Below are 13,444 nucleotides of genomic sequence, written 5' to 3'. Positions count from 1 at the left end.
TATGAGTGACCGTTCGACCGGCCTGGCCCCTTCGAAGCTGACCGCGGTCCTGGGGCCCACCAATACCGGCAAGACCCATCTGGCCGTCGAACGCATGCTGGGTCACGCCTCGGGGATGATCGGCCTGCCGCTGCGCCTCTTGGCGCGCGAGATCTACGACCGGATCGTCAAGCTGCGCGGCAAGGCCGCCGTCGCCCTGATCACCGGCGAGGAAAAGATCACCCCGCCGCGCGCGGCCTATTTCGTCTGCACGGTCGAGGCCATGCCGCTGGCGCGCGAGGTCGACTTCCTGGCCGTCGACGAGATCCAGCTGTGCGCCGATCCCGAGCGCGGCCACATCTTCACCCACCGCCTGCTGCATGCGCGTGGCAAGTTCGAGACCATGTTCCTGGGCGCGGGCACCATGGCCCCGCTGGTCCGCCGCCTGCTGCCGGACGCCGAGATCGTCGGGCGCGAGCGGTTCTCGAACCTGTCCTATGCCGGCTCCAAGAAGCTGACTCGCCTGCCTCGTCGCACGGCGATCGTCGCGTTCTCGACCGACGCGGTCTACGCGATCGCCGAGCTGATCCGCCGCCAGCGCGGCGGGGCGGCAGTCGTGATGGGCAGCCTCTCCCCTCGCACCCGCAACGCCCAAGTCGCACTTTATCAGTCCGGCGAGGTCGACTTCCTGGTCGCCACCGACGCTATCGGCATGGGCCTGAACATGGACGTCGACCACGTGGCCTTCGCCGGCCTGCGCAAGTTCGACGGCAAGCGCACGCGCTGGCTCTATCCGCAGGAGGTCGGCCAGATCGCCGGCCGGGCGGGCCGTTATACCCGCGACGGCACCTTCGGCGTGACGGGCGACTGCGAGGAGATCGACGAAGACCTGGTCGAGGCGGTCGAGAACCATGCGTTCGAGCCGATCACCCAGGCCGAATGGCGCAACGCCCGCCTCGACTTCGGCTCGCTGCCCGGCCTGCTGCGGTCGCTGAACGAGCCGCCGGGACGCAAGAGCCTGTCGCTGTCGCAAGAGGCGCTGGACGAACGCACCCTGCGGGCCCTGGCGCGCGACGAGGACGTCATAAAGCGCTGCAAGACCGACCGCTCGGCCCTGCTGCGCCTGTGGGACGTCTGCCAGACGCCGGACTTCCGCAAGACCACCGACGACGACCACCAGCGCATGGCGCGCACCCTGTTCGATGACCTGACCACGGGCAAGAAGCGCCTGCCCGAGGACTGGGTGAACGCCCAGTTCAAGGCGCTGGACCGCGTCGACGGCGAGATCGACAGCCTGGCCGCGCGGCTGTCGGGCGTGCGCACGCTCAGCTACATCGCCAACCGTCCCGACTGGGTGGCCAACCCCGCCCACTGGCAGGGCCTGACCCGCCAGCTGGAGGACCGGATCAGCGACACCCTGCACGAAAAGCTGATGGCCCGGTTCATCGACCGCCGCACCAGCGTGCTGATGAAGCAGCTGGGCGAGCGCGAGACGCTGTATGCCGGCGTCGGCCAAGATGGCGAAGTCACGGTCGAGGGCCACGTGGTCGGCCACCTGTCGGGCGTGGCCTTCACCCCGGTCAAGGCCGCCTCGCCGCTGGAGGAAAAGGCCCTGCGCAACGCCGCCCAGCGCGCGGTCGGGCCCGAGATCGCCCGCCGCCTGGGCCTCTTGGCCGGCGAACCCGACGACGCCTTCGCCCTGACGCCCGACGGCGTGATCCTGTGGCGCGGCGAGGCGGCCGGGGCCGTGCGCCGTGACCTGCCCCTGCTGTCGCCTCGCGCGCGCCTGCTGGGCGAGCTGGGCGCGGCGGCCGTGCGCGAGCGGGCCGAACGGCGGCTGGACGCCTTCCTGGCCAGCGAGGTCGACAAGCACCTGGCCCCACTGCGCAAGCTGGAACGCGCCCTGGGCGGCGGCGAGCTGCGCGGCCTGCCGCGCGGCGTGGCACACCGGCTGCTGGAGGCCGGCGGCGTGCTGGACAAGCGTCCGGTCGATCCCGAGCTGAAGGCCCTGAGCCAGGGCGAGCGCCGGACGCTCAAGAGCCTGGGCGTCAAGATCGGCGCGTTCAGCCTCTACTGCCCCGGCGTCATCACCGCCGAGGCCATCGCCTGCGCCCGCGCCCTCAATCCCACCGGCTGGCGCGGGGCTCTGACCACACTGGAGACCCTGCCCTCGCCCGAACCGTCGGGGCGCGAGCTGTCGGCCAGCGGCCTGCGCGCCGTGGCCGGCTTCAGCATTCCGGTCGAACAACTAGAGGCGCTGGACGCCCTGCTGCGCGCCGCCCAGCAGCATGGCGGCGTGGTGCTGACCGACCAGGCCCTGGAGAAGCTGGGCTGGACCGCCAAGCAGGCCTCCAACGTGCTGCGGGCCCTGGACTACACGCCGGCCATCCGCGCCAAGCCCGACCAGCCGATCGTCTGGAAGCGCCGCGGCGCCGCCAAGCTGGAGCAGAAGCCGGTCAAGGCGAGACCGGACTCGCCGTTCGCGGCGCTGGCCAAGCTCACGGAGCCGCCGCCGCGCCGGAAGAAGCCACGCCGCCGCAAGTCGGCGACCCAGAAAGCCGCGTCATGACGGATACCCATGGCGACAGCGTCCGCGCCGACGTCTGGCTCTGGCGCGCCCGCTTCTTCAAGACCCGCTCCCTGGCCGCCAAGTTCGTCGACGAAGGCCGCATCCGCCTGACCCGTGGCGGGGCGGAGAGCCGGGTGGACAAGCCCTCGCGGACGCTGAAGCCCGGTGATGTGGTGGTGTTCGGGCTCGGCGGACGGTTGATCGCGGTGCGCGTGCTGGACTGCGGCGAACGCCGAGGCCCGGCGACCGAAGCGCGCGGGCTGTATGAGGCTCTCGAAAACCCTCTCTCATAGAGAGAGGGAGGGGCCCGCCGCGAAGCGGTGGGAGGGTGAGAGGTTACACCGCGACCGGAAAGGTCACCTTTCGCCCATAGCGGACTTTGCAATGTCAGAGGAACCGGCGCGATTTTGTGATGTCGAACAGCACCAATGCCATGTGCAGCACCATCGTGAGCACTAGAAACGCTGCCTGAACCCCGTCTGGCCCATCGAGCGCGCCCAGGACGACGAAAGACGCAAAAGCGTTCATATGGCAGCGATACCAAAAAGCGGGCGACTGTCACCACACAGCCTTCTCCGGAAAGAGCGTAACCACTCACCCTCCCACCGCTTCGCGGCGGGCCCCTCCCTCTCTCTATGAGAGAGGGTTTGGGATGGGCGGCCACACCTTCGCGCTGACCCCGCCGCCTTCGCGGTTGCCGATCACCAGCTTGCCGCCGAAGCGTTTGATCAGGCGTTCGGCCGTAGGAATCCCCAAGCCGAAGCCGCCGGTGTCGCGGGCCCGGGCGGCGTCGCCCCGGAAGAACGGCTCATAGATCCGGGCCATGGCCTCTTCGGTCAGGCCGGGACCGTGATCCAGCACCTCGATCAGCGGGCCGTCGGGGCCGTCGACCAGCCGCACCTTGGCCTGGCCGCCGAAGCGGACGGCGTTGTCGATCAGGCGGATCAGGGCCTGCTCCAGCGGTCCGCGATGGGTGGTCACGACCAGCGTCTTGTCGCCCTCGTAGCGGACCTTGTCGGGCCAGCGGGCCACCACGCCATTGATCAGCGACGGCAGGTCGACCTCCTCGGCCGTACTGGCCGAGTGCTGAGCGCGCAGCCAGTCGGCCAGGGAGCGCAGCATGGCGTCCAGCTCGTGGGTGTTGTCGGCGACCAGCACCTTGATGTCGTCGGGCTCGATATAGTCGGCGGCCAGGGTCAGGCGGGCCAGGGGCGTGCGCAGGTCGTGGCTGAGCGCCTCCATCGCTTTCGCCTGGTCCTCGATCAGGCCGGCGATGCGGCGCTGCATGTCGTTGAAGGCCCGGCCCAGCTCGACGATGTCGTTGGGGCCCTCGACCGCGATCGGCGAGACCGGCGCCTCACCGACGTGGCGCGAGGCCTCGGTCAGCCGGCGCAGCGGCTCGCCCAGCTGGCGCAGGGCGTAGGCGCCCAGGGCCACGCAGGCCAGGGAGAAGACCAGGGTCGTGGCCACCGCGCGCAGGGCGATCGGCCAGGGCCGGGGGAAGTTGCGCGAGCGGAAGGTCAGCCAGCGACCGTCCTTCAAGCCCATGACGCCCACCAGGTCGCGGCCGCCCTCGGGCCGGCTTTCGGACCACAGGCGCAGCGGGTGGCCGGCCAGGCCAGGCTCCCAGCGCTGAACATAGTCGACAATGGCCTTGGCCTCGGCGGTCTGGTCACGCGTCGGCGGAGGCCCCTCGGGCGGCAGGACGGCGATCTCGGCCTCGAGGTAGTGCGAGCTCATCACCTGGTCGAAATCGGCCTGGGCCAGGCGGGCGACGCGCTCGCCCACCACCAAGAGCTCGGCGATGCGGCGGGCGTGATCCTCGCGCAGGGTCTGGCGATCGATAGCGCTGTAGAAGGCCACGCTGGCCGTCAGCTGCAGCAGCACGATGGCGACCATCACCCAGATGGACCGCCCCACGAAGCCGCGGGATCGCCGCAGCACTTTGCGCACCGTCAGTGTCATGGGCCGACGCTACACGATGGGCGGCGTCGCAGGCCACTAAGGGCTGACGCTAGCCCCCAAAGCCCTTCAGGAAGCCCGCCACCGCGTCGGCCGGCATCGGACGGCCGAAATGGTAGCCCTGCACCTGGTCGCAGCCGTAGTGCTCCAGGGCCTTCAGTTGCTCGGCGTCCTCGACCCCTTCGGCCACCACCTTCATGCCCATGGAGGTGCCCAGGGTGATGACCGCCTTCACGATGGCCTCGTCCTCAGTGTTCTGGACGAAGGACTTGTCGATCTTCAGGCGGTCGATCGGGAACTGGCGCAGGTTGGCCAGCGAGGCATATCCGGTGCCGAAGTCGTCCAGGGCGATCATCACGCCCGCCTCGTGCAGGCGGCGGACGGTGTCGCTGACCAAGTCCGAGCCCCAGCCCATATAGACGTTCTCGGTGACCTCGATGGTCAGCCGTTCGCACGGCACGTTCCAGCGGGCCAGGCGCTCCTGGATCTCTTCGGCCAGGCGTCCGGAGCGGAACTGGGCCGAGCTGATGTTGACGGCGACGCGGCCGAAGTCGACACCGGCGTCCAGCCATTCGCGCATCTGGCGCAGCGCCGCCTCGAAGGCCACGTCGCCCAGCTTCAGGGAGAGATCCTGGTCCTCGAAGGCCGGCATGAAGCGGGCCGGGGTCAGCACGCCCTGCTCGGGGTGGACCCAGCGCATCAGGGCCTCGAAGCCGGCGACCTTGTTCTCGCGGATGTCGACCACCGGCTGGTAGAACAGGGTGAACTCGTTGTCGGCCAGGGCCATGCGCACGTCGCGCAGCAGCTCCAGCCGCTGCTCGACCTCGGACCGCATCGACGGCTCGAACACGATGCTGCGGTTCCGGCCGGCCTCCTTGGCGCGGTACAGCGCGATGTCGGCGTTCTTGATCATGTGGGCCGGGTCGGCGTCCGGATCGCCGTGCAGAGCGGCGCCGATGCTGGCGCTGGCGGTGAAGCTGCGGCCGCCATGCTCGATGGGCTGGCGCAGCAGGTCCTGCAGCTTGCCGATCGGCCGCAGCATATCGGCCTCGCCATACAGGCCGCGCAGGATCACCGCGAACTCGTCGCCACCCAGGCGGGCCACGGTGTCGTTGCTGCGGAAGGCGTGCTGCAACATGCCGGCCAGGCGCTTCAGCAGAGCATCGCCTGCGTCATGGCCCAGGCTGTCATTGATGTCCTTGAAGTGATCGACGTCGATCATGATCAGGCCGAACATCTCGCCCAGGGTCTCGGACGCCGTCACCGCCTCCTGGAAGCGGTGCTGGAACAGGGCGCGGTTGGGCAGGCCCGTCAGAGGGTCCTTGAAGGCCAGGGTCTCGATCGCCTCGGTCTGGCGGCGGCGGTCGGTGATGTCCTTGAACAGGTTGACCAGCTTCTCGGGCTTGCCGTCGGCGCCTACGAACACCTTGCCGACCGAGCGGACCCAGGTCTCGACCCCGTCGTCGCGGTTCAGCTTGAACTCGAAGACCCGCGCCTCCCCCAGCTTGCGGGTGGCCACGGCGTCGGCGCAGCGCTGGCGGTCGTCGGGATGGACGATCTCCAGCGGGTCCTCGTCGAACAGGCACCACTTCTGCAGCTCGGGCGCTGTGCCCGAGAAATAGATCTCGCGCGTGCGCAGATCGTATTCGCGGACCAACAGGTCATCCAGCTCCAGCGCCATCTTCAAGCGCTGCTGGTCGCGCTCGGCGCGCAGGACACTCTCGGCATAGCCGGTGACGTCGCGGGCGGTGATCATCACCGCATAGATTTCGCCCGCATCCTGGCAGGCGCTGAATTCCGTGCGCCACACATGCTGCACGCCCTGGGCGTCCAGCGTCGGTAGGTAGCGCGAGAACGGCACGCCTTCCTCGGCGCAGGCGAAGAGCACGCCGGCGTCCTCGGGCGCGACCAGCCCGCCTGCCCCGGCGTCGTCGCCGATGCCCACGCCCGCGGCGATCCCCTGCTGCGCCCATTCGCGGCTGACGGCGACCAGGGTCAGGTCACGGTCCAGCAAGGCCGCGGCGAAGGGAATCTCGCGGACGAACTCACCGAATGCGCGCGCACGCGCCCTGGTCAGGGCGCGTGTGGCGGTATCGGCTTCCAGCGTGGGTTGGATAGCCAAGGCTTCAATCTTCATATTTGTCGGCTTTCCGACTTTGTTTTTATTGGGCGTTTCCCGGTCCGCATAATCACGTTCGTTCAATAAGAAATGGTTTGCGTCGAGATGACGCGATGCCGCGCGGCGCCCCTGCACAACGCGCGAGCGCATGCAGAAAGTCGTCGCGCCCTGGCCACGCCTTGAGAATTCCTGGGACCGCGTGCGGCCAAGCCGCATTGACAAGAGGGCCGCAGGCTTCGAAAACGCCCGCGCCTAACTCCGTCCGACCTCATCCGAGTTTTCGATGACCTACATCGTCACCGACGCCTGCGTCCGCTGCAAGTTCATGGACTGCGTGGAGGTGTGCCCGGTCGATTGCTTCTATGAAGGCGAGAACTTCCTCGTCATCAATCCGGACGAATGCATCGACTGCGGCGTCTGCGAGCCGGAGTGCCCGATCGACGCCATCAAGCCCGACACCGAGGACGAGGCCGACGGCAAGTGGCTGAAGATCAACGCCGACTACGCCAAGGTCTGGCCGAACATCACGGTGAAGGGCGAGCCGCCCGCCGACCGCGAGGAATTCGAGCGCGAGACCGGCAAGTTCGAAAAGTACTTCAGCGAAAAGCCGGGCAAGGGCTCTTAAGCCCCGCTTCGATTTCTCAAGCCTGAAAAGACGTCGGCCCGCGAAAGCTTGACGGTTCGTCCCGCATGCCGGGACGCAACCCTTTCATAGGGCTGAATTTTATGCTATTGTCGCCCTCGACGTGACGGCTGCGGCTATTCGCGACCGTCCGTCTTGTCGAAGAAGCCGTTTCAATAAACCCATTTGAACCGGCTCGCCCGATCGAAGGCGAAGGGTGTCTTAGAGATCTATTCCAAATCCTGACAGGCTTGGCCCCGCGCATCCCATTCCGCGGAGCAAGAACCTGTCGTTTTTGATTTGGGGCGGATCACGGCGTTCGGGCTCGAGGGCCCGCATACATGAGGACGAACATGAGCAAGACTGGTCTGGAATTCTCGGTCGGCGATCACGTGGTTTATCCCGCGCACGGCGTGGGCAGCATTCAGGCGATCGAGACCCAGGAAGTGGCCGGCATGTCGCTCGAAGTCTACGTCATCACTTTCGACCATGAAAAAATGACGCTGCGCGTCCCGACCAAGAAGGCCAAGACGGCCGGCCTGCGCCCGCTGGCGGAAGGCGGCACCGTCTCGCAGGCCCTGACGACCCTGAAGGGCCGCGCCCGCGTGAAGCGCACCATGTGGTCGCGTCGCGCCCAGGAATACGAAGCCAAGATCAACTCGGGCGACCTGATCTCGATCGCCGAAGTGGTCCGCGACCTGCACCGCGCCGAGAACCAGCCGGAACAGTCCTACTCGGAACGCCAGCTGTATGAATCGGCCCTGGACCGCATGGCCCGCGAAGTCGCCGCCATCGAGCGCATCGACCGCGAAGCCGCCATCGGCATCCTGACCAAGTCGCTGGTCAAGGCGGCTTAGGCCCTTCCAGGCTTTCGCGAATACGAAGACGCCCTCCGCTCAGCGGAGGGCGTTTTTGTTTGGACGAGGCGCGCGGCCGGCCGCCCAACCGGCCACGCTTGCTCCCCGCCGCGTTCCGCCCTCATATGCCCGTGCGGTCGCACGGACGCCTGCCGGGGGGCGGGGGTCGAGGGCGATGCGCAGTGCGGAGACCCCGTGCAGCTTCGCCCCCTGAAGCGCTTCGACGGCGCCACGACCCTTGCCCAGCGCCTGAGCCTGCTGACGGTCCTGTTCCTGGTCCCGCTGGCCATCCTGCTGTCGACCCTGACGGTCTACGCCGTGCGCGACATCGCCTTCACCGAGCGCGAGGTGCGCGGCGCGGTGCTGCTGCGCCAGGTCTGGCCCGCCGTGGTCGGCCCTGCCCGTCACCCGCTCCAGGCCCTGGAAGAGCCCGCCGCCGGGCTGGGCGTCGTCGATCCGCTGCACGCCTTCGCCGTGGCCCAGCCCGACAACCGCGCCGAAGCCGGGGCGGTGCTGATCGGCGCGATCGCCGACGCCTCGAACCTGACCCTGGACCGCGACCTGGCCCGTTTCTATCTAGGCGACAGCACCGCCGTCGGCCTGCCCAACCTGTGGACGGCGATCGCGCGCCTGGACCAGGTCGGCGCCCTGCCGGACGAGATGAGCGGCCGCCGCCAGCGGGTGTTCTCGGCCTATGAGCGGCTGAACGCCCAGGCCGAGATCCTGGACCAGTCGCTGATCAAGGCGGCCGCCAACCATCACGATCCCGAGGTCGCCGCCCTGCTGAGCGCGCGCCGCACGGCGCTGAACCTGGCCCGCGCCGACGCCCTCTCCCAGCGCGAGACCGTGGCCGCCGGCGCGCCGCCGGACCTGGCCCGCCTGCGCGCGGCGGCGACCGCGGCCTGGGACGTCGGCGCTCGCCAACTGCACGCCTCGGTCAAGCAGGAGCTGGACCTGCTGGTCATCCGCTTCGGGGTCAGCCTGCTGATCGTGGCGGTCTCGGTGGCTGGCGCTCTAGGGTTGGCCTTCGCCATTCACCTGGGCATCACCCGGCGGATCGATGGACTGATCGCGGCGATGTCGCGGCTGATCGCCGGCGACCTGGACGTAGAAGTCCCGCACCTGGACCAGAAGAACGAGTTCGGCCGCATCGCCGAGACCGTCCTGGCCTTCCGCGAGAGCCAGCTGGAGCGCGCCCAGCTGGAACAGGACGCCGCCGCCGCCGACCGCGCCAAGTCGGTGTTCCTGGCCAATGTCAGCCACGAAATCCGCACGCCGCTGAACGGGGTGATCGGGACCGGCAGCGCCCTGTCCCAGACGCCGCTCAGCCCCGAGCAACGGCGCATGGTCGACCTGATCCGCGCCTCGGGCCGCGATGTCGAGCGGCTGATGTCGGACATCCTGGACGTGGCCAGTCTGGACGCCGGCGACCTGAAGCTGGAGCTGGCCGACTTCGACCTGGTCGAGACCATCGAGGACGCCATCGCCCCGCTGCGCGCCCGCGCCGCCGAAAAGGGCCTGGTCCTGCGCCTGGACCTCAACGCCCAGACCGAAGGCCGCTTCGAGGGCGACCCGGCCCGTCTGGCCCAGGTGGTCGGCAATCTGGCCGCCAATGCGGTGAAGTTCACGGAAGACGGCGAGGTCGTGGTCTCGATCGCCACCCTGCCCACCGCCACGCCCACGACCCGCAGCCTGACGGTCGAGGTGCGCGACACCGGCGTCGGCTTCGACGAGGCCCTGCTGCCCAAGCTGCTGCAGCCCTTCACCCAGGCCGACGGTTCGCTGTCGCGGCGCTATGGCGGCGGGGGCCTGGGCCTACCGATCTGCAAGGCGATCGTCGAGCTGCTGGGCGGGACGCTGGAGGCGCGGTCCAAGCGCGGCGTCGGCAGCCTGTTCCGCTTCACCGTACCGTTGCGGGTGGCGACCGCCGCCGCCCCGCTCGCCACCAACGCGCTGCACTCAGATTCCACTGGGCGCCCCGCCCGGGTGCTGCTGGTCGAGGACCACGAGGTCAATCGCGCCGTCGTCGAGCTGCTGCTGGCCCCGCTGGGCGTGGAGCTGGTCATGGCCTGCGACGGCCAGGAGGGCATCGAGGCCTTCGAGGGCGACCGCTTCGACCTCGTGCTGATGGACATGCAGATGCCCCGTGTCGACGGCCTGGCCGCCACCCGGCGCTTCCGCGACATCGAGGCCGCGCGGGGCGAGGGTCGCACCCCGATCGTCATGCTGACCGCCAATGTCGGACCCGAGCACCAGCTGGCCGCCCTGGCCGCCGGCGCCGACGCGCACCTGGCCAAGCCGATCGACCGCGAACGGCTCTGGAACGTGGTCATCGGCGGCGCCCGAGCCGCCTAAGGGGCCGCCCAAGGTCCGACTTTCGTTGCCCCCATCGAACGAAGCGGGCTAGCTGAAGGTCACACTTTGGCGCTCCTTGGGGAACCTGCATGCAAGAGACCGCCAAACAGGGCGCGGTGACCCGCTTCCTGACCACGGCCCCGCCCTGGCTGTTCGCCCTGTATGGCGGCCTGTCGTCCTTCGCCGTCTATTTCGCCATGTTCGGCTATCGCAAGCCGTTCACGGCCGCCGCCTTCAGCCACCCCGACGGCTGGCCGTTCGCCTTCGACTTCAAGATCGCCCTCGTCATCGCCCAGGTCGCCGGCTACGCGACGGCCAAGTTCATCGGGGTCAAGGTGATCTCCGAGATGCCGGGCAGCAAGCGGGCCATGAGCATCCTGACCCTGATCTTCGGGGCTGAGATGTCGCTGCTGCTGTTCGGGACCCTGCCGACGGTGATCGGGCCGATGGCGATGTATCTGAATGGGCTGTGTCTCGGGATGATCTGGGGCCTCGTCTTCGGCTTCCTGGAAGGCCGCCGGCTGACCGAGGTGCTGGGCGCCATGCTGTGCGCCAGCTTCATCCTGTCGTCGGGCGTGGCCAAGTCGGTCGGCAAGATGCTGCTGCTGTCGAACGTCGACGAAAAGTGGATGCCGGCGGTCTCGGGCCTGGTGTTCGCGCCGCTGATGCTGATCGCCGTCGTCGCTCTGGCCCAGTTGCCGCCGCCCAGCGCGGCCGACGAGGCCGAGCGGGTCAAGCGCGCGCCGATGAGCCGCCAGGACCGCATCGCTCTCTTCGCCGCCCACGCCCCGGCCATGATCCTGCTGATCGCCGTCTATGTGATCCTGACCGCCCTGCGCGACTTCCGCGACAACTTCTCGGCCGAGATCTGGGCCGAGCTGGGCTTCAAGAACGCCGCCGCGATCTTCACCCTGTCGGAGCTGCCGGTGGCGGCCATCGTGCTGGTCGGCCTGGCCGCCCTGATGGGGGTCAAGGACAACCGCCGGGCCGTCGGCTTCAATATCGGCTTCGTGGCCCTGGGCTTCGTGCTGCTGGGCGCTTCGACCCTGGCTTACCAGCTGGGCGTGCTGGCGCCGGTGTGGTGGATGATCCTGGCCGGCGCGGGGCTCTATATGGGCTACACCCCGTTCAACGCCATGCTGTTCGACCGGATGATCGCCGCCACCGGCAAGGTCGGCACGGCGGGGTTCCTGATCTATGTCGCCGACTCGTTCGGCTATATCGGCAGCATCTCGCTCTTGCTGGTGAAGTCGTTCGCCAAGCTGGACATCGCATGGGGGCAGTTCCTGGCCAGCGGCGCCTATATCGCCTGCGGCCTGGGTCTAGTCGGCCTGTTCTTCGCCAACCGCTTCCTGCGGACGCTCTGAGGTGGCGCTGAAGACCATCAGCCTGCGCGCGCGCCGGGCGCTGGCCGAGTTCCTGAAGGACGAGGCGGCCGGCGGCTATGTGCTGATGGTCGCCGCGGCCCTGGCGCTGGTCGTGGCCAACTCGCCGCTGGCGGAAGCCTATTTCGGCGCGCTGCACATCTACCTCGGCCCGCTCAGCGCCCAGCACTGGATCAATGACGGCCTGATGGCGGCGTTCTTCCTGCTGGTGGGTCTGGAGATCAAGCGCGAGGTGCTGGACGGCCAGCTGTCGCGTCCCGCCGACGTGCTGCTGCCGGGGGCGGCGGCCCTGGGGGGCGTGGCCCTGCCGGCGGTGATCTACCTGGCTTTCAACGCCGGACATCCGGCCAGCGTCGCGGGCTGGGCCATCCCGTCGGCCACCGACATCGCCTTCGCCCTGGGGGCGCTGGCCCTGCTGGGACCGCGCGTGCCGACCAGCTTGAAGGTCTTCCTGACCGCCATCGCCATCATGGACGACCTGGCGGCCATCGTGATCATCGCCCTGTTCTACACCGCGCAGCTGCACTTGGCGTACCTGGCCGGCGCGGGCGTGGTGCTGGCGATCCTAGTGGCTCTGAACCGGCTGAAGGTCCTGCGCCTGTGGCCCTATCTGCTGCTGGGCGCGGTGCTGTGGTTCCTGGTGCTGAAGTCCGGCATCCACGCCACCCTGGCCGGCGTCGCCCTGGCCCTGACCGTCCCGCTCCGGGCCGACGACCACTCGCCGCTGCACCGGCTGGAGCACGCCCTGCACAGGCCGGTCGCCTTCGTGATCACCCCGATCTTCGGCTTCGCCAATGCCGGGCTGTCGTTCGCCGGCGTCGGCCTGGCCGCCCTGCTGGACCCCGTGCCGCTGGGCGTGGCCCTGGGCCTGTTCGTCGGCAAGCAGGTCGGGGTGTTCGGCGTCGCCTTCGGCCTGATCAAGCTGGGCTGGGCGCGGCTGCCGCGCGGGGCCAGCTTCGGCCAGCTCTACGGTGTGGCGGTGTTGTGCGGGGTGGGCTTCACCATGAGCCTGTTCATCGGCGCCCTGGCCTTCAAGGATCCGCACCTGATCGACGAGACCAAGATCGGCGTCCTGGCCGGCTCGCTGGCCTCGGCCCTGGTGGGGATGGCGATCCTGAAGGTGGCTAAACCGGCACGCTGAGCCCAACCTTGGTCCGCTCCATCACCACCGAGGTGCGGAAGCGGCGGACATTGCCGTTCTCGAAGAACAATCGGTGGGTCAGGGCCTCGAAGTCGGCCATGTCCTTGGCCACGCAGACCAAAGCAAAGTCGCTCTCGCCGGTCACGTAATAGGCCTGCTGCACCTGGGGCTCGTCGCGGACCCGGGCGCGGAAGTCGGCCAGCTGCTCGCGGCGCTCGCGCTCCAGCTCGACCATGATCACGAAGGTCATCGGCATACCCACGGCCGCCGGCTCCAGCTGCGCGACCTCGCGGGCGATGGCGCCGCTGACCCGCAGGCGTTTCAGCCGCCGCTGCACCGAGGCGACCGACAGGCCGCAGGCATGGGCCAGGGCGTCGATGCCCTGGGTGGCGTCGGTCTGCAGCTGGTCCAGCAGGATGCGGTCGGCCTGGTCGAGCGGCTCGGCGGCCATGATC

General features: G+C 68.8%; 10 protein-coding genes and 1 pseudogene. 8 read left to right on the top strand and 3 right to left on the bottom strand.

All coding sequences use genetic code 11. The features are described from left to right. The first annotated feature begins 1 nt into the window (after position 1). The 3 genes and pseudogenes from J7528_RS15970 to J7528_RS15960 all read left to right on the top strand — a co-directional run. Positions 2-2,548, top strand: coding sequence for a helicase-related protein (locus J7528_RS15970; RefSeq protein WP_291876320.1), 2,547 nt, complete (start codon positions 2-4; stop codon positions 2,546-2,548). Further along, a complete protein-coding gene (locus J7528_RS15965; protein ID WP_291876319.1) occupies positions 2,545-2,841 on the top strand; it encodes an RNA-binding S4 domain-containing protein in 297 nt (98 codons plus the stop codon). The genes J7528_RS15970 and J7528_RS15965 overlap by 4 nt, the downstream gene beginning before the upstream one ends. 233 nt (positions 2,842-3,074) lie before the next feature. Further along, positions 3,075-3,194 (top strand): annotated as a pseudogene (locus tag J7528_RS15960) (hypothetical protein); the annotation flags it as partial. Here the strand turns inward: J7528_RS15960 and J7528_RS15955 are convergent. After that, positions 3,182-4,096 (bottom strand): ATP-binding protein, encoded by a 915-nt coding sequence (locus tag J7528_RS15955; protein WP_291876395.1) that lies wholly within the window; start codon positions 4,094-4,096, stop codon positions 3,182-3,184. The pseudogene J7528_RS15960 and the gene J7528_RS15955 overlap by 13 nt on opposite strands. Before the next feature lie 466 nt (positions 4,097-4,562). After that, positions 4,563-6,647 (bottom strand): EAL domain-containing protein, encoded by a 2,085-nt coding sequence (locus J7528_RS15950; protein WP_291876316.1) that lies wholly within the window; start codon positions 6,645-6,647, stop codon positions 4,563-4,565. Positions 6,648-6,912: 265 nt separating this feature from the next. Between J7528_RS15950 and fdxA the strand changes: the two genes are divergently transcribed. The 5 genes from fdxA to nhaA all read left to right on the top strand — a co-directional run bounded on the left by fdxA (position 6,913) and on the right by nhaA (position 12,989). Continuing rightward, complete coding sequence (gene fdxA / locus J7528_RS15945; protein ID WP_291876314.1) at positions 6,913-7,254, top strand: ferredoxin FdxA; 342 nt, start codon at positions 6,913-6,915, stop codon at positions 7,252-7,254. 350 nt (positions 7,255-7,604) lie between these two features. Beyond that, positions 7,605-8,108, top strand: coding sequence for a CarD family transcriptional regulator (locus J7528_RS15940; protein ID WP_024265581.1), 504 nt, complete (start codon positions 7,605-7,607; stop codon positions 8,106-8,108). A 195-nt stretch (positions 8,109-8,303) separates the two neighbouring features. Then, on the top strand, positions 8,304-10,463 hold the full coding sequence (locus tag J7528_RS15935) for an ATP-binding protein (protein ID WP_291876307.1): 2,160 nt from the start codon (positions 8,304-8,306) through the stop codon (positions 10,461-10,463). Positions 10,464-10,552: 89 nt separating this feature from the next. Then, the gene (locus J7528_RS15930) at positions 10,553-11,830 is read left to right on the top strand and encodes a DUF5690 family protein (RefSeq protein ID WP_291876304.1); all 1,278 of its coding nucleotides are present in this window, start codon (positions 10,553-10,555) and stop codon (positions 11,828-11,830) included. Between the two features lies 1 nt (position 11,831). Further along, positions 11,832-12,989, top strand: coding sequence for a Na+/H+ antiporter NhaA (gene nhaA / locus J7528_RS15925; protein ID WP_291876303.1), 1,158 nt, complete (start codon positions 11,832-11,834; stop codon positions 12,987-12,989). Here nhaA and J7528_RS15920 read toward each other — a convergent pair. Continuing rightward, positions 12,973-13,440 carry an Lrp/AsnC family transcriptional regulator gene (locus J7528_RS15920; protein WP_291876300.1) on the bottom strand — a complete coding sequence of 156 codons (468 nt, stop codon included), beginning with the start codon at positions 13,438-13,440 and terminating at the stop codon, positions 12,973-12,975. The genes nhaA and J7528_RS15920 overlap by 17 nt on opposite strands. Between the last annotated feature and the right edge of the window lie 4 nt (positions 13,441-13,444).

The organism is Caulobacter sp., from assembly GCF_017744445.1.
In the GTDB taxonomy this organism is placed as follows: Bacteria; Pseudomonadota; Alphaproteobacteria; order Caulobacterales; family Caulobacteraceae; genus Caulobacter.
Note: the sequence above shows the minus strand (reverse complement) of the source record. Positions and strands in the feature narration are given on the sequence as shown.